21 protein-coding genes are annotated in these 21,182 nt (G+C 67.0%); 15 read left to right on the top strand and 6 right to left on the bottom strand.

Going from position 1 to position 21,182, the window contains the following annotated elements; all coding sequences use genetic code 11:
* Window positions 1-197 precede the first annotated feature (197 nt).
* Window positions 198-770, top strand: coding sequence for an RNA 2',3'-cyclic phosphodiesterase (gene thpR, locus MXF70_RS03480; RefSeq protein ID WP_248517467.1), 573 nt, complete (start codon window positions 198-200; stop codon window positions 768-770).
* Between the two features lie 24 nt (window positions 771-794).
* Here the strand turns inward: thpR and MXF70_RS03475 are convergent, their stop codons facing one another.
* Window positions 795-1,649 carry a class I SAM-dependent methyltransferase gene (locus MXF70_RS03475; protein ID WP_248517465.1) on the bottom strand — a complete coding sequence of 285 codons (855 nt, stop codon included), beginning with the start codon at window positions 1,647-1,649 and terminating at the stop codon, window positions 795-797.
* Between the two features lie 137 nt (window positions 1,650-1,786).
* Here MXF70_RS03475 and MXF70_RS03470 point away from each other — a divergent pair, with 137 nt between their 5' ends.
* The 5 genes from MXF70_RS03470 to MXF70_RS03450 all read left to right on the top strand — a co-directional run bounded on the left by MXF70_RS03470 (window position 1,787) and on the right by MXF70_RS03450 (window position 5,882).
* The gene (locus MXF70_RS03470; RefSeq protein WP_248517464.1) at window positions 1,787-2,830 is read left to right on the top strand and encodes a phosphatase PAP2 family protein; all 1,044 of its coding nucleotides are present in this window, start codon (window positions 1,787-1,789) and stop codon (window positions 2,828-2,830) included.
* Window positions 2,831-2,866: 36 nt separating this feature from the next.
* Complete coding sequence (locus MXF70_RS03465) at window positions 2,867-3,214, top strand: hypothetical protein (protein WP_248517462.1); 348 nt, start codon at window positions 2,867-2,869, stop codon at window positions 3,212-3,214.
* A gap of 134 nt (window positions 3,215-3,348) precedes the next feature.
* Entirely contained in the window at window positions 3,349-3,642 is a 294-nt protein-coding gene (locus MXF70_RS03460; RefSeq protein ID WP_248517460.1) for a DUF7130 family rubredoxin-like protein, read from the top strand.
* Window positions 3,643-3,706: 64 nt separating this feature from the next.
* Complete coding sequence (locus MXF70_RS03455) at window positions 3,707-4,765, top strand: E3 ubiquitin ligase family protein (protein ID WP_248517458.1); 1,059 nt, start codon at window positions 3,707-3,709, stop codon at window positions 4,763-4,765.
* A 67-nt stretch (window positions 4,766-4,832) separates the two neighbouring features.
* The gene (locus MXF70_RS03450; RefSeq protein ID WP_248517456.1) at window positions 4,833-5,882 is read left to right on the top strand and encodes a ketopantoate reductase family protein; all 1,050 of its coding nucleotides are present in this window, start codon (window positions 4,833-4,835) and stop codon (window positions 5,880-5,882) included.
* Between the two features lie 87 nt (window positions 5,883-5,969).
* On the opposite strand, the gene MXF70_RS03445 is transcribed toward MXF70_RS03450, so the two are convergent.
* Together MXF70_RS03445 and MXF70_RS03440 are read right to left on the bottom strand one after the other, a co-directional pair.
* Entirely contained in the window at window positions 5,970-6,335 is a 366-nt protein-coding gene (locus tag MXF70_RS03445) for a NifU family protein (protein WP_248517454.1), read from the bottom strand.
* A 126-nt stretch (window positions 6,336-6,461) separates the two neighbouring features.
* Window positions 6,462-7,886 carry a zinc metalloprotease gene (locus tag MXF70_RS03440; protein WP_248517452.1) on the bottom strand — a complete coding sequence of 475 codons (1,425 nt, stop codon included), beginning with the start codon at window positions 7,884-7,886 and terminating at the stop codon, window positions 6,462-6,464.
* A gap of 252 nt (window positions 7,887-8,138) precedes the next feature.
* Here MXF70_RS03440 and MXF70_RS03435 point away from each other — a divergent pair, with 252 nt between their 5' ends.
* Complete coding sequence (locus MXF70_RS03435; protein ID WP_248517451.1) at window positions 8,139-9,119, top strand: formyltetrahydrofolate deformylase; 981 nt, start codon at window positions 8,139-8,141, stop codon at window positions 9,117-9,119.
* A 157-nt stretch (window positions 9,120-9,276) separates the two neighbouring features.
* Here MXF70_RS03435 and MXF70_RS03430 read toward each other — a convergent pair whose 3' ends face one another.
* Window positions 9,277-9,453, bottom strand: a complete 177-nt coding sequence (locus tag MXF70_RS03430) for a DUF7576 family protein (protein WP_248517449.1) — start codon at window positions 9,451-9,453, stop codon at window positions 9,277-9,279.
* 646 nt (window positions 9,454-10,099) lie between these two features.
* Between MXF70_RS03430 and MXF70_RS03425 the strand changes: the two genes are divergently transcribed.
* Complete coding sequence (locus MXF70_RS03425; RefSeq protein ID WP_248517447.1) at window positions 10,100-10,357, top strand: DUF8006 family protein; 258 nt, start codon at window positions 10,100-10,102, stop codon at window positions 10,355-10,357.
* 108 nt (window positions 10,358-10,465) lie between these two features.
* On the opposite strand, the gene ahbB is transcribed toward MXF70_RS03425, so the two are convergent.
* Window positions 10,466-11,554: a siroheme decarboxylase subunit beta gene (ahbB, locus tag MXF70_RS03420; RefSeq protein ID WP_248517445.1), complete on the bottom strand. Its 1,089-nt coding sequence runs from the start codon at window positions 11,552-11,554 to the stop codon at window positions 10,466-10,468.
* A gap of 141 nt (window positions 11,555-11,695) precedes the next feature.
* Here ahbB and MXF70_RS03415 point away from each other — a divergent pair, with 141 nt between their 5' ends.
* Window positions 11,696-12,682: an SDR family NAD(P)-dependent oxidoreductase gene (locus MXF70_RS03415; RefSeq protein WP_248517444.1), complete on the top strand. Its 987-nt coding sequence runs from the start codon at window positions 11,696-11,698 to the stop codon at window positions 12,680-12,682.
* A gap of 59 nt (window positions 12,683-12,741) precedes the next feature.
* Window positions 12,742-12,942: a DUF8144 family membrane protein gene (locus MXF70_RS03410; protein WP_248517442.1), complete on the top strand. Its 201-nt coding sequence runs from the start codon at window positions 12,742-12,744 to the stop codon at window positions 12,940-12,942.
* A gap of 801 nt (window positions 12,943-13,743) precedes the next feature.
* Here the strand turns inward: MXF70_RS03410 and MXF70_RS03405 are convergent.
* Window positions 13,744-14,667 (bottom strand): alpha/beta fold hydrolase, encoded by a 924-nt coding sequence (locus MXF70_RS03405; protein ID WP_248517440.1) that lies wholly within the window; start codon window positions 14,665-14,667, stop codon window positions 13,744-13,746.
* Window positions 14,668-14,915: 248 nt separating this feature from the next.
* Between MXF70_RS03405 and MXF70_RS03400 the strand changes: the two genes are divergently transcribed.
* From MXF70_RS03400 to MXF70_RS03380, 5 genes are all read left to right on the top strand, one after another.
* Complete coding sequence (locus MXF70_RS03400) at window positions 14,916-15,983, top strand: anthranilate phosphoribosyltransferase (RefSeq protein ID WP_248517438.1); 1,068 nt, start codon at window positions 14,916-14,918, stop codon at window positions 15,981-15,983.
* Between the two features lie 187 nt (window positions 15,984-16,170).
* Window positions 16,171-16,908 carry a tetratricopeptide repeat protein gene (locus tag MXF70_RS03395; protein ID WP_248517436.1) on the top strand — a complete coding sequence of 246 codons (738 nt, stop codon included), beginning with the start codon at window positions 16,171-16,173 and terminating at the stop codon, window positions 16,906-16,908.
* Complete coding sequence (locus MXF70_RS03390; protein WP_248517434.1) at window positions 16,905-17,198, top strand: DUF424 domain-containing protein; 294 nt, start codon at window positions 16,905-16,907, stop codon at window positions 17,196-17,198. Before MXF70_RS03395 ends, MXF70_RS03390 begins: the two co-directional genes overlap by 4 nt.
* A 307-nt stretch (window positions 17,199-17,505) precedes the next feature.
* Window positions 17,506-18,468, top strand: a complete 963-nt coding sequence (gene coxB, locus MXF70_RS03385; RefSeq protein WP_248518355.1) for a cytochrome c oxidase subunit II — start codon at window positions 17,506-17,508, stop codon at window positions 18,466-18,468.
* Window positions 18,465-20,978, top strand: coding sequence for a cbb3-type cytochrome c oxidase subunit I (locus MXF70_RS03380; RefSeq protein WP_248517432.1), 2,514 nt, complete (start codon window positions 18,465-18,467; stop codon window positions 20,976-20,978). Before coxB ends, MXF70_RS03380 begins: the two co-directional genes overlap by 4 nt.
* Window positions 20,979-21,182 lie beyond the last annotated feature (204 nt).

Raw genomic sequence — 21,182 nt, 5'->3', positions numbered from 1 at the left:
GCACAGCACCCGCTCCGCCTCCGCTACCACATAGCATCTGAAACCCCACTCACCGCAGCCACGCAGCAACCGCCTCGTATCCGACCCGCACAGCCTCCGCAGCCGCTACCGTACCGCAACAGCCCAGCCAGCCCAGCCCGACGCCGGCCAACTGCACGGCGCAGTGCGCTTTTGTCTCCGCTCGCCCGAGACCCGCTATGCGACTGTTCGTCAGCGTCGATTTCCCGGAGGCGTTCACGGATGCCATCGCCGAGGTGCAAGAGCAACTCGCCGACGCTAGCGGCGTTCGGCTCACCGATCCCACGCAGACCCACGTCACGCTGAAGTTCCTCGGTGACGTGCCCGAATCGGCACCCGACGGCGAGGTCGATCTCGACGCGACGATCGATGCCATCGAGGCTGGCGTCGCCGACGCCGACGTTGGCCCATTCGACGCGACCGTCGCGGGCCTCGGGGCCTTCCCATCGCGGGAGTATATCAGCGTGCTCTGGCTGGGCATCGACGACGGTACCGCCGAACTCACCGAACTGCACGAGGGAATCGAGAAGCGAGCCGTCGAGTTGGGGTTCGAGCCCGAAGAGCACGCGTTCACGCCACATGCCACCATCGCGCGGATGGACCACGCTGGCGGGAAGGAGCACGCCCAGTCCGTGCTTGAGGAGTACTCACCGGAGATCGGCACGTTTCGCGTCGAGTCGGTGACGCTGACCGAGTCACAGCTTCGCGACGACGGGCCAGTCTACGAGACCGTCGAATCGTTCGAGTGCTGAACGCCCGAACGGCCGTCGGCCCGCTCACTCCCGTTCCAGCACGAACAGATATCGAGTGTCCTCGCCGCGGACGATCTCGGCGATCGACCAGGCCGTCGGCGCGACGAGCGCCTCGAGCGCGGCCGGCGAGGCCATCAGAAGCGTCCGCCAGCGGCCAACCTCACCATCGTAGCGCAGGCGAAAGCGTCGCGTCGCGATCGCCTGCTCTGTCGCGGAGTCATCCGTGCCCACAGCGTCCGGCGTGTCGAGCCAGCGACCGTCGAGATACGCTCTGAGATCGTCGTTCTCGACCGCCGTCGGATCGAACAGGTCCGCGACGACGCGGCCACTACCTGCGGATTGTCCCCCACGATCGCCGTCCGCGATCACGCGGTCGAGTTCCTCGAGGAGTTTGCGGAGGCCACCGATCGTTCCAGCGCCCCCGACGTGCGTGCCGAGAAAGAGCGCGGCGTCGATCGCAGCGCCGTCGTCGCTCGGACGGTCGCCGTCCGCGTCGATGGCTGCACCGTCAGCCAGCGGTAGCCTCGCCTGGTCGCCGACGATCGCCGGCTGGTCGGTCCACTCTCGGGCGACCCGGATTGCATTGGGACTCTCGTCGACCCCGAGGACTGCGGCGCCGCGCGCGGCGAGGGGATCGAGCGCACGACCCGGGCCACAGCCGGCGTCGAGCACGCGTGGTGTGACGCGCCCCGGGCCGGGTGGTGCGGTCGTGCAGGCTTCGATCGCTGCGGTTTCCAGCGGGCCCCACTCCTCGGGCCCGGCGAAGTACCACGCGCAGTGGGCGGGCGACTCGTCGCCGTCGCTGCGCTCGTAGATCGGCTGTCCCCGCAGCTCGTCGCGGTGGTAGTCCGCAACCATCCGCCCGAACACGTCGGCCATCGACCGAGTGCGGTACGGCCGGGGCCTTCTGCCTTCCGGGGGCGTGGTGTGGCGTCCCAGCCTCGTTCGGGTACGGGGTGACTCTGGCCTGCAGGCGCTCCACAGCGCTTACCACCATCGGCGGGATACCACCGGTCGTGTCACGGAGCGTCGGCGCAGTCGACGCCGTCACCTCGCTGCTGCCGGAAGCGGCGGCGCTCCCCGTCGGCCTGCTCACGCAGCTCGGCGACGTCTGGTTTCTCCTCGCCGTGATCGTGCTCGCGTACTGGCTCCGACCTGCCGATCGAAACCGGGTCGCGGTCGTCCTGGCGATCGCGCTCGGAACGATCGCGCTGGTGCAGGCGCTCAAAGGGGTGTTCGGACTCCCGCGCCCCGCCACGCCGGTGGGGGGCGCCGGCGTCTACCCCTCGATACTCCACGGTCTCTTCGACGCGACCGCGACCGCCAGCGGCCACGGCTTCCCGAGCGGGCACGCGACGCTCTCGACGGCGGTCCTGCTGGGTCTCGCCGGCGCGATTCGCGCTGGAACGCCGCGTCGCCGTGCCGTGGTCGCAGTGGGCCTGATCGCACTGATTTCGCTCTCGCGGATCGCACTGGGCGTCCACTTCCTCGTGGACGTCGTCGCTGGCGTGCTCGTCGGGCTCGTGGTGCTGTCCGGGGCCGCGCTCGCAGTGCGAGGCTCGCCGACTGACGCGCCGACGACCGCGTTCGTGGGCGCCGCTGGGATCGGCGTGGTCGCGGTTCTCGTCACTGCGCCGAGCCTCGACGTCGGGGGGCTCCTCGCCCACCCGGCACGGGACTCGCTGCTCTCTCTGGGTGCAGCGCTGGGCGCCCTCGCTGGCTGGCAGACCTACTCTCTTCTGGATCGGGGGGCTGTGAGTCGCTCTACCGGCCGCTTCGCCCGGCCCGGCAGCGTACGGGCCGGTGTCGTCGTCGGCCTCCCCGTCCTGTTGCTGACCGGCGGTATCGCTGGCCTGCTCGCGGGCGAGGCAACGCTCGGGCTGGCGGGTGCTGGCGGCCTCTGTTTCGCGGTGGCCGTCGCGCTGCCCGCGCTCGTTCCGGGATTCGACGCGGAGATCGGGGCTCACCTGCCGGAGTGGGTTCGTGCCGGTAACGCGCCCGACCGGGACGCTGATCGGCCGGCACGCGCCCAATCGTCCGGCAATCTGCCCGAACACTGACGGTCTGTGGGCACCAATCGTGCCAACGATCCGAGGATGGTCCGCTACGAAACCGTCGTGGAGGACGGCGTCGTCTACGTCGCGACGGGGGAGGAGCGCCTGGCAGTCGGCGATCTGGAGACGATCGTCGATCTCGTCGGCGGACGCGCCTGGACCGTGGAGTACTCCGACCGCGAGAAGCAGGCCCATCCGAAGCTGAACACCGCCGACGAGGGGCTGACCGTCGACGTCGTCGACACGATCAACGCGATGACCTTCGGCGAGCCGTTCGTGGAGACGCTGGCTGCCCAGCCCAGCGACGCGGCCGGCGAGGAGGGCGTCTCCCCGCGGCTCGGCCTGTTCGTCGGGCGACTGCTGGAGAACCTCGAGTACGGACTGCGGTAGCGGCCGGCAACCTGTAGGGTTCGGGCTGTCGTCGCCCGCCGTCCTGAGGTGGACTGGGTTTCGGTGCTGGCTTTCGTCGTGGTGGCGTCGACCTGTGCGGTCAATTTATGCCGTGCCGTGGCGTACGTTCGCACATGGCAACGCAAGATACGCCCAGCGTCGCGTTCGGCGACGGGATCTACACCGAGGACGGCCAGCGACTCGGCACCATTCGCGGCTTCGACGACAACGGGTTCTACGTGACGCTGCGCGACGGCGTCGACGCACCGCACCCACAGGCCCAGAGCACGACCGGCGAGGTCGGGGAAATCAACCTGATGTGGCGCTGCTGGCAGTGTGGCGAGACCGGACGGATCGAAGAGATCCCCGATAGCTGTCCCTCCTGTGGCTCCAGTAGGGAGGAGCTCTACTACTGGACGGAGGACTGACTGGAGTCGGCCGAACTCGGAAGGGACACGTTGAAGCACCGTCGGCGCGCCAGCTTCCGCTCAGATGGCTCCCGACGTCGGCGGACTGCTCTCGCTCGCGATCTTGCTCGCCCTGGTGCTCCTTCCCCTCGCGTGGGTGGCCAGACACTACGCGGTGATGGAGAAACTGCGGGCGGTCCGTCGCGTGCTCCGGCTGGACCCCGTCGCGATCGGGGTCGGCGCGCTCCTCCTCGTGGGGAGCGGTGTCCTGTTCGTTCTCGCCTTCGCCCCCGGCTCGCCGATCGCGATGTCGATCGCCGCCGGACTCCTGGTGCTCGGAACGGCCGCGGTCACACTCGCCGTCGGGAACCGCGACTGGTATCTCGCGAGCCGCCGGCTGCCGGTGCTCACGCCCGAAGAGGTCGAGCCGGGTCCGGTCCAGATCGAGGGGCGAGCGGTACCGCTCGACGATCGCGTCTCGTCCTCGGTCACCCAGACGGAGACGCTCGCGTACCGGGCGGTCACCCGCGAGGAGCACGCCGTCCTCGGCCGGGGCTACGCCGCCTCTACCTGGTCGCCCGTCTCCGTCGCCCACGGTGCGACGCGCTTCGGCGTCGTCAGCGCTGCTGCGCTGGGCGGCCAGGCTGCCGAGGACGGCCGCGAACTGCCCGGCACCCTCCGCGCCGAACTCGACGCCCCGGAGGTCTCCCTCCCCGACGACGCCGCGTCCGTCCCCGTCGACGGCCCTGGCGCGGAGTTTCCACTGCTCTCTCCTGCCAGCCGGCTCGCTCGTGCGGGACCGGCGGGATCGACGCTCGAGGGGCTCGAACGAACGGTGCCTACCGAACCGGGAGCCACGGCCCCCGTCTCCGACGACCTCGACCGTGGCACCCGCTCGCGACCGCGAGAGTACAGCGAGCGCCGTCTCGATCCCGGCGATCCCGTCTACGTACTCGGGACCGCGCGCGAGACGGCCGAAGGTATCGAAATCGTCGACGAGCCCGACGGCCCGCCGCTGATCGTCGTCCGGGTGCCCGCCGCGGAGGCGACGGCCCACGCGCGACGGTTCTGTCGCAGCTACGGACTGCTCGGACTCGGCATGCTGGCGGCCGGCGCGGGACTCCTCGTCTCGGTCGGCCTTTGAGCCGGCCGGCACACGTCTCTGATCCCACGACCGGCACGCAAAAGCCCCAGGCCCCCAATTCCGTTCCATGGACGTACTCGTGCTCGGTGCGGGGAGTCTCGGAAGCCTCGTCGGTGGGCTGCTCTCCCCCGATCACGACGTGACGCTGATCGGACGCGAGACACACGTCGCGGCGATCCGCGAGAGCGGGCTCGCGATCGATGGAGCCCTCGAGGGTGTGGTGCACCCGGCAGCGACGACCGATCCCGACGGAGCGTCTGCCGACCTCGCGATCGTGTCGGTCAAGGCCTACGACACGCAGCGTGCCGCCGACGCGCTGGCAGCCTGCGACGTCGATGCCGTCTGGTCGTTGCAGAACGGGCTCGGCAACGAGGCGACGCTGGCGTCAGTGGTCGACGCCCCCGTGCTCGCTGGCACGGCGACCTACGGCGCGGAACGCAGGGCGCCGGGATCGGTAACGTGCACCGGCCTCGGTGAGGTCGCGATCGGTCCCCGCCCCGGAACGCCGACCCCGGACGCTGACGCCTCGCTGGCCGAGCGGATCGGGCGCGATCTCTCGAATCAGGCGGATTCGGTGGGTTCGGCGGCTCCCGCGGATCGGTTCGACGGCCACCCGCGAGTCGTTGTCGACGCTACCATGCCCGAACGGCTCTGGTCGAAACTAGCCGTGAACGTCGCGATCAACCCCGTTACCGCGCTGGCGCGGGTGGAAAACGGAGCGCTGGCCGGGGCAGACATCGCCGTGGCCACAGGAGAGGAAGTCGAGGCAGCGGGAGAGGGTACGGTAGCGGCTGGCCAGGACGAGATGCCTGCGGACGAGCCTCGGGACACCGCTCGACGCGCGGCCAGGGAGGTCGCCCGCGTCGCACAGGCCAGCGGCGTGGCTCTCACGGAGTCCGACGCCGTCGCCGAACTCGACGAAGTCGTCGAGGCGACCGCGGCCAACCGCTCGTCGATGCTCCAGGACGTCGAGGCGGGCCGGCGGACGGAGATCGACGCGATCGCGGGCAGCGTGATCGACCGCGCCGAGGCCCACGACGTGCCCGTGCCGGTGACGCGGACGCTGGCGGCGCTCCTGATGGCGTGGGAACAGGGAGCAGCCGACCAGACCGAGTGAGGGCAGCCCGAAAATCGACGTGGGAACTATCGAGAAGCGAACTACTTCGCGAATGCAACGTGCGAACGACGGGCGAAAACTATCCCGCTAGAACGGCGCCTGCGGGCCTTCGTCGGATTCGGGCTCCTCGCCTACGGACTCCTCGCCGGGGAAGGAGGGGCTCATGCCGCTCTCGCCGCCGTGGCCGCCGCCGTCCATACCGGTCGAGGCGTTGACCTTCTCGATCTCGGGGATCTCCTGGACCATCCGTGACTTGATCGCCTGGATCGTCATCGGGGAGATGCCACAGCCGCTGCAGGCACCGCCGAGCTGGATCGTGACCTCGCCGGTCTCGCGGTCGAGATCCTGGATCGCTGCGGATCCGCCGTGCATCTGAATCTGCGGGAAGTTTCGCCGGAGGAAGTTCGCGACGCGATCCTCCAGGTCGTCGCCGTCCTGTGTCTCGGTGCTCATACGGGCGGATTGGCTACGAACGTGCTTAGGCCTTTGGTTGGCGGGTCAACGCCCGGTGTGGCCGTCGAACCTGCTCGGCCGCGCATTCCCGCGAGCTGTGCCCCAGCGCCGCTCGCTGGCAGATCGTCAGTTCCCCACGGAGACGGCGTAGGTCGACGGCGTGTACATGTGGTCCTCGATGTACCCCCAGTCGTCGAAGTCGTAGATGGAGGCGCCGCCGGTCGAGAAGCCGTACGCGTCGTACGGCGCGTCGTAGTTCATCACGCTCGGGTACTCGCCGTAGCTGTAGGTCTCCGAGTCGATGCCGCCGAACGCGTTCGGGACGAGCCCCAGCGAGTGGCCGAGTTCGTGCATCACCGTGCTGCCGGTCCAGTCCGCCTGGTCGTACTGCTGGACCATCATATCCGGCGAGAGCGCGACGCCGGCCACGTTGGTCCCCGAGGACCTCGCGTCCTCGACGATGAGCAGGTAGTGGTAGCCCTGGCCGCCGTGGTCCTTGTAGGCCGCCCGGTAGTTCTGGTAACTGCCGTCCCAGTCCGTGGAGGGCTCGTAGGGGACGACGTCGTCTGTCTCGAAATGCAGCGAGATACCCGTCGAGCCGTCGGGGTTCGAGATCGGCGCACTGGCGAACTCGTCGACGACATCGTACCTGTCCATATACGGTAGCGCCGTCCCTTCCATCCGATCGACTTCGACGTAGACGTCCGTCCTGAGCGGATCTGCGCCGGGGTAGAGGTTCGTCTGGTGGACTTCGGGTCCGTCGAGCAGTCCGTCGCCGTCCGTATCCTCGTCGGTGGGATCGGTGCCGTGCGTTTCGACCTCCGCGCCGTCCTCCAGCCCATCGTCGTCCGTGTCGGCGTCGGCAGGGTCGGTGCCGTACTGGTCGACCTCCGCGCCGTCCTCGAGTCCGTCGTCGTCGGAATCGGGATCGCTTGGGTCCGTGGCGTAGACGTTCGCCTCGTCGCCGTCTTCGAGTCCGTCGCCGTCGGAGTCGGCAACCAGCGGGTTCGTCCCGTACTGCTGAATTTCCGGCCCGTCGTCGAGCCCGTCTCCGTCCGTGTCGGCGGCGGTTGGATCGGTTCCGTGCTCGCTGACCTCGGAACCGTCCCCGAGACCGTCGTCGTCGGTGTCAGTGAGCGTCGGATCGGTCTCGAACTCCTCGACCTCCTCGCCGTCGCCGAGTCCGTCGCCGTCGGTGTCGGCCGTCGTTGGCTCTGTCCCGTACTCGTGGACTTCGTCGCCGTCGTCGATCCCGTCCCCGTCGCTGTCCGCCACGAGCGGGTCGGCGCCCGCATCGATCTCCGGCCCGTCCTCGAGGCCGTCGTCGTCGGAGTCGGGGTCGGTGGGGTCGGTGCCGGCCTCGCTCTCCGCTCCGTCGTCGAGCCCGTCACCGTCGCTGTCGGCAGCGAGTGGATCCGTTCCGTCGGCGAGTTCGGTGAACGCCGGCTCACCGTCGCCGTCGATATCGACGAGCGAGGTCGCGCCGACGATCCCTGCCGTCGCGATGACCAACACGACGACGACCGCGATCACGATACGGGCTCGGCCCATTGGCAACGATTCGGCAGGAGTCCGGAAGTATCTGATTGCCGATAGCTGGTAGCTACCGACCACGGTTCTCGCCACTACGTCGCCATCGCCAGCGGTGGCGATCTTGGAGTGCCGGCCTCGGGGCCGAACCAGCACCGAGGAGCGGAGCCGATGGCCGATCAGGCCACAGCCTGCAGGCAGACGGGAAGCCTTTTGCGCGCCGACGCGCCACTGACCGGGTATGCAGCGCACAGTCCCGCGGAGGTGGCAGCGATGACGAGCGAGTTCACCGAAATCACGGTAATCGGAGACGACGACACGGGACTGATCGCGCGGGTCACGACGCTCCTCTTCGAGCAGGGGATCAACATCGAGGACCTCGACCAGGCCGTCCGGGAGGGGCTGTTCCGGATGTCGATGACTGTCGACGCGTCGGGGATGGAGTGCACCAAGGACGAACTGCGGGCCGATCTCCAGGAGCTCGGCGACGATCTCGGGGTCGAGGTTCAGGTCCGCTTTCCCGCCGAACGCCAGACGCGACGGATCGCGGTGCTCGTAACGCAGGAGTCGCACTGTCTCGAGGCACTGCTGTCGGCCTGGACGAACGACGAGCTCGGTGCGGACGTGTCCGTCGTGATCGGCAACCACGACGACCTCGAACCGCTCGCGACGAGCTACGGCGTTCCGTTCCACGACGTCGGCTCCGAGGGCGGCCAGCCCGACGAGGAGGAGCTCCTCGAGCTCCTCGCCGAGTACGACGTGGACCTCATCGTACTCGCCCGCTACATGCGGATCCTCTCGCCGAACGTCGTCTTCCGCTACGAGGACCGCATCATCAACGTTCACCCGAGCCTGCTTCCATCCTTCCCGGGCGCTCGCGCGTACGAACAGGCTCGTCAGGAAGGCGTCCGCATCGCCGGCGTGACCGCGCACTACGTGACGACCGATCTCGATCAGGGGCCGATCATCACCCAGCGAGCGTTCGACGTCCCCGACGGCGCCGACGCCGAGGAGCTCGAACGGCGCGGGCAGCCACTCGAGGCCGAGGCCCTGCTGGAAGCCGTCCGGCTCCACCTCGAGGGCGAAATCCACGTCCACCGCGGCCGCACGCACCTCCGCGACGAGGCCGAGCCGTCGGCTTACCAGCTCGGTCTCTCTCGCGAGGCACATCTCGCCAACCCCGATCGGCCGGTCGACGGACTCGGCGACGCGGTCGCGAGCGACGACGCCGACGCCGGCAGCTCGACCGACTGAGCGCGGGCTCCACGCCGGACGGTTGCGCCTACCTGTATTCGACCATTCCGCCGTTCACTTGGATTCGATCACTGCGCTGTCCCCGGCTTCGATCACTGCGGTGTCACCGGATTCGAGCACTGCTGGCCAGCCCGGACTCGAAGCGCACGCTGGCCGCTCAGAACTCGTCCCGGCAGTCCTGGCTGCAGAAATGTCGCGACGCGACGCTCTCGTCCTCGACCCACGTCTCGACGACGTGCTCGGGGTCCTGTACGATCGGATCGCCACAGGTCGCACACGCCGGCGCGTTCTCGGCGGTGAGGTCCTCGCCGAGGTCCGAAGTCGGATCTACCATTTGGCGTCGGTGCGGGGTGGAGAGAGAAAAACGTGCCGTAACGGATCAGTTTCGCGCTTTCTCCGATCTCGGGCACCTCCGAACTGCGTCATCGGGAGCGGAGCCCCCAACGGCGGCTACCGCCCCAGAGACCGCAGCCAGCGGGCAATAAGGCATTAGCGTACCCGTCCGCTATCTCCGACTGGACGCACGCCCACGTCACACGCTCCATGGGACTCCGTGCGTCCGCTCCTCCGAAACTGGAGCGACAGCGCCGTCGGTAGCGTCGTACGATACGGTAGGGTCCCACTCCGGCAGGATCGCCCACTCCGGTAGCATCGCCAACACCAGCATCGTCGCGACAATGTCGCCGGAGCGTGCCAGTGCTCGAGCTGACCTCAGCGCGTCCGCGTCCGCGTCCAGCCAGCACGGCGCGTCCGAATCCACGCAGCACGGCGCGTCCGAATCCACGCAGCACGGCGCGTCCGCGCTCACGCCGACTGTACGCCCCTGTATGCTGGGGGTTCATCGACGCCGGAGCACTCCATGCAGGAGCCAGTTCGGCTGGATTCCCTCGCTGGCACCGGTGCGAGCCCGGCTGCACCGTCCCCGAAGCGGGGCCGGAACGGAACTTTCAAGGGTGCAACTCGGGGAGATATGAGCAGGAATGACGCCGGTACCGCTCCAGTGGATGAACGACTTCCTGCTGGACTACAACATCGGTCACGTGCTCCTCCTGGGGTTCGTCCTCTCTAGCGTCGCAGTCCTGCCCCTGCAGTCCCGCAAACTCTTCGCGCTCAACGCGGGTCTGTTCGGTGTGATCCTCGCGCTCGCACCGATCTCCGCGAGCGGGTTCCAGTGGCGACTGCTCGGGATCGTCCTGATCGTGCTCGCACCCCTGCTCTACCTGACCTCCGACGAGTGAGCACGGGTCTCTCTGGCTGCTGCGCTACGTCCCCATAGCTGTCTCTTTCTCTCGCTATCTCTCTACCTCTCCACCTCTGCCTCTCCCGATTTACCCTGTCTCCGCTCGCTACTCCAGCAGCGCCTCGTACCGAGCGCCGGTCTGCTTGAGCGTCGCCGTCGAAAACAGTCGCTCGTGTTCGACCGGCAGATTCTCCGAGGCCAGCTCGTCCACTTTCGCATCGACGGCGTCGGCGTCCCGACCGTGGATCATCGTGAAGAGATTGTACGGCCAGTCGCGCTCCGGACGGCGGGGTCGGTGGTAACACAGGGTCACAGAGGGCAGTCCACCGACGGTGCGCCCTCTCTCGTCGAGTTCGTCGTCGGGCACGTCCCAGACGACCATACAGTTGCTATCGAACCCGGTGGCGACGTGGTTGACGACGCAGCCGATCCGCTTGATACAGCCCGCCTCGCGGAGTCGCCGAACGCCGTCGAGCACGTCCTCGACCGTCGCGTCGTAGGCCGCAGCTGACGCCGAAAGTGACTCCGCGATATCGCGGTAGGGCGTCGTCGAGAGCGGGAATCCGCCCTGGATCGCCAGCAGGAGGTCGGCGTCGAACGCGGAGAGATCACCGCGGGCGGATTCGGCGATCCGGGTGGCCTCGACGCCCGTCGCGGCGCCGCTCTCGCGAGCGAACCGGTCGTCGTTGACGACGGGAAACTCGAGGTTGATGTAGTAGTCCGTGAGCATCGGGAGTACGAGCGGTTCGAGCCCGGTCTCCGCGGCGACGTCGTCGAGAATCGCATCACGTCGGTCGAGTGATCCCGCCGTCACGACGAACCACATGTTCCACTCGTGCTCGCGACGGTAGTTGTGGTTGACCTGCTCGTGTCCGTTGACGATCTCCGCGACCGCGTCGAACCGATCGCTCTCGGCCTCCCCGCCGCGAATGCCGTCGCCCTCGGGGACTTTCAACGCCGCGAGGGTCGAGGCGCCGATCACCGGCGGATTGAGCACCGGGCCGAACCGACGGAGGAGTCCGCGATCGAGGAGCGCCTCGACGCGATCGAGTGCGTCCGCCTCGTCGGTGCCGATCGCCTCGGCGACCGCGCGGAACGGCCGCTGTTCGATCGGAAAGCCGCTCTGGAACCCATCGAGGATGCGTGCGTCGACCTCGTCGATCGCCGCGCGCCACTCCCCCGTCGCCTCACTCATCGGCGTTCCTATGGAGAGTGGCGGTGTATCGCTTTCGGGATCGGACCGCCGGGCGGCCGTGATATTGCGGCCCCGTGATGTGGGATGCCGTCGTCGTCCGCCACCCCAGACGCTTAGTCGCCAGCCGAAAATCTCCCGACGATGGTATCGACGCCAGAACAGGATTTCGACGGCCGAACGCCGGATCTCGAGGATCGGACGATCGTGCTCACCGGCGCTACCAGCGGCATCGGTCGGCGCGTGGCGGTCGTCCTCGCCGATCGAGGTGCGACCGTCGCCGCCGTCGGCCGCAACGAGGAGCGGGGTCGCGAACTCCAGGCCACGGCCGCGGACGCTCCCGGAGACATCGATTTCCACCGGACGGATCTCGCCGACCAGGGGGCAGTTCGGGAACTCGCTGCCCACCTGCTCGCAACGTACGACGACATTCACGCCCTCGCGAACAACGCCGGCCTCGCGAGCAGCGAGCGCACCGAGAGCCCCGATGGGATCGAACTGACTTTCGCCGTCAACCACCTCGCGCCGTACCTCCTCACGCACGAGCTGCTTCCTCGACTGCGAGAGAGCGGCGACGGCACCGGCAACCGGGGCGGAGGCACGGCCGCAAACGGAGGTGGAACCAGTCCCGCTCGCGTCGTCACCACGAGCTCCGGGCTTCAGGACCGCGGCGAGCTGGATTTCGACGATCTACAGTTCGAGGCCGGCTACGACGGACTCGCGGCGTACTCGCGCTCGAAGCTCGCGAACGCTACGTTCACCGTCGAGCTGGCCGAGCGCCTCGACGCAGCGGGCGTCGACTCCGTCGTCGCGAACTGTTTCAACCCCGGATTCATCCGCGGCACGCGGATCTGGCTCGGCAGTTCGTGGCGGTCGCGACTGCTGACCTGGCTCGTCGCGTGGGCGCCCGGCGTCGGGACGGACGTCGAGACCGGGGCGGCGCGACTGGTCGAACAGCTCACGGCGCCGAAGTACGGCGGGCGCAACGGCGTGTACGTCGACGAGGGCGAGGAGAGCCCACCCGATCCCGACGCTCGGGACGAGGCGGTCCGCCGTGAGCTCTGGGAGCGGAGTGCCGAGCTGGTCGGCGTTGACCCGAACTGGCCGGAGGCGGTGGACCGGGAGCGGTGATCGGCGATACCCCTCCCACACGCCCAGACCTATTTAGGCTCGCGCTCGTAGCACCCGCTATGGCGACCTCCTCCGCGGACGACTCGCAGTGGAAAACCGGCCTCATCATCGTCGCAGCCATGGCGGTCGTCGGAGCCGCAATCGGCGTGCCACTCTGGATGCTTGAGGTCCCCGGCCTGCCGTGGTCCGCATTCGCCGGCGGCGTGGTCGGTGGCGTGCTCGGCTTCGTCGCTGCGTCGTACGTTCTGTACGGTCGATGATTTCGGGCGGACGAGCGGTCGAGTTCGATGCGCGCTGACCGGTCGATCTGACTAATTCGACTACTGCGGAAATCATTCGAAGTGGAGTCTACAGATACATTTCAGAGGCCTTCGAAAGCTCCCGAGCGCTCGATGACCTGGGCACCGTCGGAGCAATCTCCGACGGGCTTCGCCTCGCGTTTGCTCGGCTCAGCACCGAAAGACGTCGCTTCGCTCGTCTTTCGAGGTCACACTCACCTCGTTCGCGTGACGCTCGCTGCGCTCCTCGCCCTTCGGGCTGCGGTGGCCGGAGGTTTCCTCCGGCACTTGACGAGCTTCGCTCGTCATCGCTTACGTCACCCGGGGACAGCCGAGCACCGCGAGAGCTGATCTCTCCCGAGCTCACGGCGCGGAGCGCCGTGAACGTCCGGCCCATTTCGAATTCCCACCCGCAGCCTACCGAAACCTCGTCCTCCCCACCCTCCTCCCTCGCGTACGCTCGGTCGTCCACCGGAAGACGTCGCTCCGCTCGTCTTCCGAGCCTTCGTTCGCTTCGTTCACGAAGACCTCGCACGCTACGCGGCTCCTGCCAGAGCCGCGAAACGTGCGCCACCATTATCCACCGAACTTCACTCGGCTGAACAAATTACAGGGGGCTTCCGGTGGCTGGCTGCTGTGCGGCCTCACTAATTTCAGATTTACAATGCTCAGCAGTCGAAGAAATCACGAACAGTCACTTACCACCCCTGAATGGAACCGCCGTCAGCTCGCATCGACGTCGTCGTTGCCGAATCGGTGTGAGTCGCCCACTTCCCGTCACCCTCAGTCCGTCGCAGGGAGGCCATCCGACAGGTGCTGGAGCGCGCCCAGCCACGCGTCTGCAGCCGCACGGGCGTTGGCCTCGTTCGTCCCACCGTACTGGTGAGTCTCCGCGTGCGACGTCGTGCTGTCGAACCGGTAGGGCACGCGAATCGCGTGGCCGGCGTCGGGGTAGTGGCGGTGTTCGACCGACCATTCGTGGTCGTGGGCCTCGAGACGTGCCAGCGCCCGGTCGGCGAACGTCGACGCTGGCCAGACCGTGTCCTTGCCGCCGGAGACGAGCAGCACTGGTCCGTCGATGGCTTCGACCGGGATCGCCGCCCGGTCGAGCTCCCGGTCGGAGGCTCGCTCGATCGCCAGAGTCGCAGCGTCCGGCTCACCGGCCAGCGGGTCCTCGAGTGCCTCGTCGCTGATCTCCTCCTCGTCGACGAGTGCGTCCACGTCGACGAACGGCAGTGGGTCCCCGTCGAGCGTCCAGGCCGGCTGGTGGGGATCGACGCCCTCCATCCACGCCGGCGCCGGCCAGACGTAGCAGCTCGGAACGTACGAGACGACGGGCCCGATGGCGTCGAACTGTGCGCCGGTGAGCAGGGCTGCTTCCCCGCCGCGAGAGAAGCCGACGACGCCGACTCGGTCGCCAGCGACGTCGTCCCGCTCGAGCAGCCATCGCGCCGCCCGGTCGAAACGCTCCAGGGGAATTTCCGCGAGCGCGTCGGGTACGCCTGATGCACCGAAGTACTCCACGCAGAGCGTCGCGTACCCGTGTTCGGCGAGCAACGCAGCGTAGTTCCGTTCGTACCCACCGGCACCGCCACCCCCGTGGAGTACGAGTACGGCTGGGTGCGGGCCGGTACCGAGACCGGGGTAGAAGCGACCGGCGACTGTGTCGTCCCGAACCGACCGACCGGAAACGAACGACTGGTCCATGTCGGCGGTTTGGCCGATCGGTAGTTGAAGACTCCGCATTCTGAGAGCAGGGTGCCGATCGTCCCAGCTCCGTCCGTCCTGGTGAGGATCGGTCCAGCGAGTGGGCTCTACGCGCTTGCAAAGGCGATGGCGACTGTCACGTGTGGACTGCTCGACGTGCAAGACGCCCCGAAATCGAACACGTTCGTCCACGAATTCATACGAGAGCGACGGGCCTTTGACCATCACACCCCTACCCGCGACCAGACATGGCACAGGCGACCGAGGAGTTCGGCGAGTGGCCCCTGAAGCGGCTGATGACGGCGGTCGTCGGATCCGGACCGAAGTCGGCGGACGACATGGATCGCGAGCAGGCGAGGGAGGCGTTCCAGCGCATCCTCGCCGATGAACCCGACCCGACCACGCTCGGGGCGTTCTGGCTCGCTAACCGCTGGAAACGGAACAACCCGGAGGAGCTTGGCGCGTACGTCGACGTGATGCACGAGGAGTGCGTCGACACCGTCGCGCCCGAGTGTGACCCCGTCGACTGCGGCGCGAACTACGACGGCAAGGGCCGATCCGCCATCCTCGGCGTTGCGGCTGGGATCGTCGCTGCGGGCGCCGGAACGCCGGTCGTCACCCACAGCGGCGACCGCGTCCCGACGCAGAAACAGGACGCGTACAAGCACGTCCTCGACGAGCTCGGGGTCCGTACCGAGATCGACCCCGCGGAAAGCGCCGACATGGTCGACGCGTCCGGCTTCGGCTTCTACTACCAGCCGGCGTTCAACCCCGGCATCGACGACCTGGAGGATCGCCGCGACCAGATGGGCGTCCGGTCGTTCGTCAACACGATCGAGACGCTCGCCAACCCCGCCCAGGCGTCGGTCCACCTCGGGAGCTTCTACCATCTCGCGTTCGCGAAGAAGATCGTCGACACCGCCCGTGAGAGCGAGCGCTGGACTCCGGATCGGGTCGTGATGTTCCAGGGGATGGAGGGGTACGACGACATCCGCCCGGGTTACACGAAAGTCGCGGACTGGCAGGACGGCGAGGAACTCGACGACTTCGAGATCGAGACGGCCGAGTACGGCATGGACTTCGAAGAAGCGGACCTCGAGGTCGACGACGTCGCTGAGGAATCCGCCGCGATCACCGAGGCCGTCGTGGCCGGCGAACGTGACGATCAGTTCGCGGACGCCGTCGCACTGAATGCGGCGTTCCGAATCTACGCTGGTGGCGACGCCGACTCGCTGGCGGACGGACTCGACGACGCTCGCGCTGCGATCGACGATGGGAGCGCGGCTGCGGTGCTCTCGGAGCTTCGCTCGTTCTGAGGAGATCGAAACGGCGACCTCGACGGACGGGATTCGGCGTGAGAATTTACGGGGCGACGATCGAGGTGACGACTCTACCGGAACTGCGATCGACGAGAGAACTCGGACGCAGGCGCTCTCTTCCTTGCCGATTTCCGGCCGTCCCGGTGACGCAGGCCTTAACATCGCTGGACGCCAATTCCGCACAATGACTGACAAGGAGGATCACGAGTATTCCGAGGGACAGGGGCTCCCCGAGTCGCCGGAGGGGTTCGACCTCGATCCGCCGGAGCTGGCCGTCGATCCCGACAAGGTCGATCCGGTCGACTCCCGCGTCGTCACCGACCAGCTCGACGCGCGCCAGATCGCCAGCGAGGACGTCGACACCAACGAGCTGATCGACGTCGGGCTGAACTACATGGAGATCAACCGCTTCGAGGAGGCCACCGAGACCTTCGAGCGGGCCGCCCAGTTCGCCGAGCGCGACGACCTCGAACAGGAGGCCTGGACGAACAAGGGCGTCGCCCACGCCGAACTCGAGGAGTACGACGCTGCGATCGGCGCCTACCGCGAGGCGCTCTCAATCGACGGCACGTCCGACAACGAGGCGTCCGCCGAGACGAACCTCGCGTACGCGCTCTGGGAGGCCGGCCAGACTGCCCAGGCGCTCGAACACGCCGAGCGCGCCGTCGAGGCCGACGAGCGGTTCGCCCGCGGCTGGTACAATCGCGGCTTCTTCCTGCTCGAGCGGGGGCTCGCCGAGGACGCGCTCGACGCGTTCGACAACGCCCAGCGCCTCGGGATGCGCAGTCCCGAGCTGCTCGAGGAGAAGGCCCGTGCCCACGAGGAGGTCGGCGAGTACGACCGCGCCGAGGAGGTCGCCGACGAGGCTCAGGAGCTTCGCGAGCAGGCCGAGGCCGAGATGGTCGATCGTCACACCGAATGATCTGCAACGAACGTACGACTGAGGAGGGGCTGCTCGTCGCGATCTGTGACGACGACGTGCTCGGGGAGTCTTTCGAGGAGGGCGAGATTTCCATCACCGTCAGTGAGGAGTTCTACGGCGGCGAGACGGTCGACGAGGAGTCTGCACTCGCGAGCCTCCGCCGCGCAACCGTCGCGAATCTCGTCGGCGAGCGCGCCGTCGGCATGGCGATCGAGGCAGGGATCGTCGAGGAGGCGAACGTCCTCGACGTCGACGGCACCCGGCACGCACAGGTTCTCTCGCTCCGGTAGCGGGTCATTGGTGTACGCCATTTTCAGCCCCGGCTCAGCTGCGTCGCTTCACGGTCGTTGTCCTTCACTCACGCTCCATCGTGTGATCTGCTCCACAACGGGCACAAGCGAGGCCGACGTTGCGCCGAACCTGTTCGCCTGCCCCGTATACCAGGGGAATCCGTCGGGCAGCCCGCCCGCGCGCCGTGCGCTAAACTCCAAACGTTCAAGGTCGTGAGCCCGAAACCCTCGGGGAGACGTGGCACCAGACATCGCACATCCGGCTGCCGCCGTAGACCTGCTCCTGCAGAGTGGAGGCTACGACGGTATGACGCGGGTCGACGTCTTCTCGCAGATCTACCTGGTCTTCCTCGCTCTCGGGACGATCGTCGGTTCCGTCGTCATCACGTACACTCTCTACAAGGTGTACAAGTATCGCGCCGGCAACGACCACGAGTACGACGTCGGGCGACCACAGCTCGGCGAGCTGCCGACGGGGGCGGACAAGGGCGGCCGCAAGCTCTTCCTCTCGTTCACGCTGTCGGCGATCATCGTCATCTCGCTGATCGCCTGGACCTACGGCCTCCTCCTCTACGTCGAGACGGGTGGCGCCGAAGTCCCCGAAGATGGCGTCGAGGTCGACGTCGTCGGTGACAATTTCGCCTGGGAGTTCGCGTACACGGACAGTGACACGCTCCCCCGCGACCAGCTCAACGACTCCGTCGAGATGATGGGCCAGCAAGCGACTGCAGAGGCGTTGGCGGAGGCGCGATCGAACGACAGCCTGTCCTACTCGGCGGCACTCGCCGCACGGATGGACGAGGCCTCGAACGAGACTGTCACCGAAAGTGACGTCTCGACGAACTACGAGACGGTTACCCGGATGCGCGTGCCGACCGGCAGGGAAATCCACATCGACACGACGTCCGGTGACGTCTGGCACAACTTCGGGATCCCCGAATTCCGGGTCAAGTCCGACGCCATTCCGGACGAGACCTCCGAGACGTGGTTCGTCGCCGACGAGGCGGGCGAGTACCGCATCGCCTGCTACGAGCTGTGTGGCTCCGGCCACTCCGGAATGACCGGCACCGTGATCGCAATGAGCAACGAAGAGTACGAAAACTGGTACGAGGGACAGGTGATCGAAATCGATGCGGCAATCGAAGCGCTCGAGGCGGGAACCTACGGCCAGAGCAGTGCTACCGCCACTGCCGACGGCTCGGGCAACGATGCCGCGAACGCTAGCACGAGCGCCTCGGCCGCCGGAAGCGCTGGAGGTGTCGGCGCATGACGGAGGCTGCACACGGTGGTGACCACGACGACGGCGGACATCTGCCGCCGAAGGACTCCATCAAGCGGTGGTTCGTTACGACCAACCACAAGGACATCGGCATCCTCTATCTCATCACGTCGCTGTTCTTCCTCGTCGCGGGTGGCATCCTCGCGCTCCTCATCCGGGTCCAGCTCTGGAGCTCCGGCGGAACGATCCTGAGTGCGATCGACTACAACCAGGCCGTCACGCTACATGGCCTGTTGATGGTGTTCTGGTTCCTCTCGCCGATCGGATTCGGCTTTGCGAACTACTTCGTTCCCCTCCAGATCGGGGCCAAGGACCTCGCGTTCCCGCGGCTCAACGCGCTCAGCTACTGGCTCTATCTGGCGTCGGGGCTCGTCGTCTTCGCGTCCTTCTTCCAGGGCGGTGCGTTCACCGGCGGGTGGACGATGTACGCGCCGTTGAACATGCCGATCAACACGCCGACGATCGGAGGAACTGCCACCATCCTCGGTCTCACGCTGTTCATCATCTCGACGACGGTCAGTACGATCAACTTCCTGACCAGCATCCATCGCATGCGTGCGGAGGGCATGGGGCTCTGGAATCTCCCAATGTTCACCTGGTCCATCCTCCTGACTGTCTGGATGATGCTGTTCGCCTTCGCGGCGCTGCTGGCGGCGCTGCTCCTGCTGGCGTACGATCGCGTCGTCGCGTACGGGCTCGGAGGTGCGGACGCCATCCACTACTTCGGTCCCGAAGCCAGCGGCTCACTGCTCTGGGCCCACCTCTTCTGGTTCTTCGGACACCCCGAGGTGTACATCGTCTTCTTCCCGGCGCTTGGCGTCATGTTCGAGATCTTCCAGACGTTCACTGGCCGGCGCATCGTCGGCCGTAAGTGGGTCATTCTCGCGATGGTGCTGGTCGCGGTCCAGTCGTTCCTGGTGTGGATGCACCACATGTTCCTCTCCGCGATCAACCTCGAAATCAAGACCCTCATTATGGCGACCACCATCGGGATTTCGCTCCCATTCGACCTGATGGTGTTCTCGATGATCTACACGACGGTCAAGGGGAAGGTGCGCTTTGCGACGCCGTTCCTCTTCGTCCTCGGCGCGTTGCTCCTGTTCATCCTCGGGGGCATTACCGGGGTCTTCCTCGGCGCGGTGGTACTCGACTACGAGTTCCGGGGCACGTACTGGGTCGTCGCGCACTTCCACTACGTGATGCTCTCGGGGGTCACCGCGCTCGTGGGCGGGATGTACTACTGGTGGCCGAAGATGACCGGGAAGATGTACTCGGAGTATCTCGGCAAGATCCACTTCGCCACGTACTTCATCGGGTTCAATCTGGTCTACCTCCCGATGTTCTTCGCCTGGGAGACGCCACGCCGCGTCTTCAACTACGGCGGCTCGCACACCATCTGGCACCAGATGGCGACGGTGGGCGCCTTCGTGTTCGCCTTCTCCTTCGTCATCATGTTCTACACGCTGGCGAAGAGCTACCTCCACGGCGCCGACGCGCCTGACAACCCCTGGGAGTACTCCCAGACTGCCGAGTGGGCGATCAGCTCGCCACCGTCTCTCGAGAACTGGGACGGCCGCGTGAGCTACGCGAGCGGCTCTCTCGAGTTCGTCTCGACTGGGCCCGCGAGCACACAGGGTAGCACGGCGGCTGCCGACGGCGGCACTGCAGCGACCGACGGCGGTGCAATGGTCGCGAGTCAGAGCGAGGCGATCGAGCCCGTCGACGATCACGAGGAGGCCCATCCGGACCACGCGAGCATCTGGCCCGCGGCGATCGGCGGGAGCCTGTTCGTGTTCTTCCTCGGACTCTCCGGGCTCACCACGGGCGGTCCTATGTACACGGCTATCACGGGAGTCGGCCTCCTCCTCTTCCTCGGGGCCTGCCTCGGCTTCGGTCTCGAACAGTTCGACGCACCGGAGCCGGCGGTTGCAGAGCGCTGGCCCTTCGAAGGCGTCGGGAAGAACAAACTCGGTATGTGGTTCTTCCTCGCGAGTGACGTCATCGTCTTCGGCGCCGTCATCGGCGCGTACATCTTCAGCCGGATTGCCTACGGCTGGTCTGAGTGGCATCACGGCGAGGTCGTGCCACCGTTCCTCTGGCCGGGGATGGTCAACACGTTCGTCCTGCTGACCTCCAGCTTCACGGTCGTGCTGGCGATGGTCTACGCCGAGCGCGGCAGCAAGAAGGGTCTGGTCGCCTCGCTTGGGACGACGATCATGCTGGGCTTCCTCTTCCTCGGCATCAAGGCCTGGGAGTGGTCCTACGAGTTCAGCCACGGGATCTACCCCTGGACGGACATCTGGTACACGTCCTACTTCGTGACGACGGGCCTCCACGGGCTCCACGTCATCCTGGGCATGGCGGTCGCCATCTTCATGTTCTGGCGGGCGACCAACGGCGCCTACCTCGAGGACGACGAGCCGGTCGAGCTGTTCGGGCTCTACTGGCACTTCGTCGACATCGTGTGGGTGTTCCTGTTCCCGATGTTCTACCTGATGTAGGCCGTCGCGGTTCGATTTCTCGCGGTCGCTGTTTTTTGAGGCTCTTCGCTGTTACTCGCCGTTCGTACGTTCCTGGTGAGTCCATCGAGCGTAGCGACTGTGCGTGACGGAATCTCTACGGAGCAATTCTGCAGCCGCAATCCTCACGAAGACTGTCTACAAGGGCCTCTCGAGGCCCACGATTGACACAGGAGGCCTATGCGG

It is taken from the genome of Salinarchaeum laminariae (genome assembly GCF_023204835.1).
Lineage (GTDB): Archaea > Halobacteriota > Halobacteria > Halobacteriales > Salinarchaeaceae > Salinarchaeum > Salinarchaeum laminariae.
The sequence above is the reverse complement of the archived record's forward strand: the minus strand, read 5'-3'. Positions and strand labels throughout refer to the sequence as shown.

Bases quoted from the DNA above. Each gene is read 5' to 3' on its own strand.
- MXF70_RS03410 (WP_248517442.1), top strand. From the start codon at position 12,742: ATGGCGACCTCCTCCGCGGACGACTCGCAGTGGAAAACCGGCCTCATC.
- MXF70_RS03430 (WP_248517449.1), bottom strand. From the start codon at position 9,453: ATGGTAGATCCGACTTCGGACCTCGGCGAGGACCTCACCGCCGAGAAC.
- MXF70_RS03455 (WP_248517458.1), top strand. From the start codon at position 3,707: ATGGCTCCCGACGTCGGCGGACTGCTCTCGCTCGCGATCTTGCTCGCC.
- coxB (WP_248518355.1), top strand. From the start codon at position 17,506: ATGACGCGGGTCGACGTCTTCTCGCAGATCTACCTGGTCTTCCTCGCT.
- thpR (WP_248517467.1), top strand. From the start codon at position 198: ATGCGACTGTTCGTCAGCGTCGATTTCCCGGAGGCGTTCACGGATGCC.
- MXF70_RS03460 (WP_248517460.1), top strand. From the start codon at position 3,349: ATGGCAACGCAAGATACGCCCAGCGTCGCGTTCGGCGACGGGATCTAC.
- MXF70_RS03440 (WP_248517452.1), bottom strand. From the start codon at position 7,886: ATGGGCCGAGCCCGTATCGTGATCGCGGTCGTCGTCGTGTTGGTCATC.
- MXF70_RS03425 (WP_248517447.1), top strand. From the start codon at position 10,100: ATGACGCCGGTACCGCTCCAGTGGATGAACGACTTCCTGCTGGACTAC.
- MXF70_RS03400 (WP_248517438.1), top strand. From the start codon at position 14,916: ATGGCACAGGCGACCGAGGAGTTCGGCGAGTGGCCCCTGAAGCGGCTG.
- MXF70_RS03465 (WP_248517462.1), top strand. From the start codon at position 2,867: ATGGTCCGCTACGAAACCGTCGTGGAGGACGGCGTCGTCTACGTCGCG.
- MXF70_RS03405 (WP_248517440.1), bottom strand. From the start codon at position 14,667: ATGGACCAGTCGTTCGTTTCCGGTCGGTCGGTTCGGGACGACACAGTC.
- ahbB (WP_248517445.1), bottom strand. From the start codon at position 11,554: ATGAGTGAGGCGACGGGGGAGTGGCGCGCGGCGATCGACGAGGTCGAC.
- MXF70_RS03450 (WP_248517456.1), top strand. From the start codon at position 4,833: ATGGACGTACTCGTGCTCGGTGCGGGGAGTCTCGGAAGCCTCGTCGGT.
- MXF70_RS03445 (WP_248517454.1), bottom strand. From the start codon at position 6,335: ATGAGCACCGAGACACAGGACGGCGACGACCTGGAGGATCGCGTCGCG.
- MXF70_RS03380 (WP_248517432.1), top strand. From the start codon at position 18,465: ATGACGGAGGCTGCACACGGTGGTGACCACGACGACGGCGGACATCTG.
- MXF70_RS03390 (WP_248517434.1), top strand. From the start codon at position 16,905: ATGATCTGCAACGAACGTACGACTGAGGAGGGGCTGCTCGTCGCGATC.
- MXF70_RS03395 (WP_248517436.1), top strand. From the start codon at position 16,171: ATGACTGACAAGGAGGATCACGAGTATTCCGAGGGACAGGGGCTCCCC.
- MXF70_RS03475 (WP_248517465.1), bottom strand. From the start codon at position 1,649: ATGGCCGACGTGTTCGGGCGGATGGTTGCGGACTACCACCGCGACGAG.
- MXF70_RS03435 (WP_248517451.1), top strand. From the start codon at position 8,139: ATGACGAGCGAGTTCACCGAAATCACGGTAATCGGAGACGACGACACG.
- MXF70_RS03415 (WP_248517444.1), top strand. From the start codon at position 11,696: ATGGTATCGACGCCAGAACAGGATTTCGACGGCCGAACGCCGGATCTC.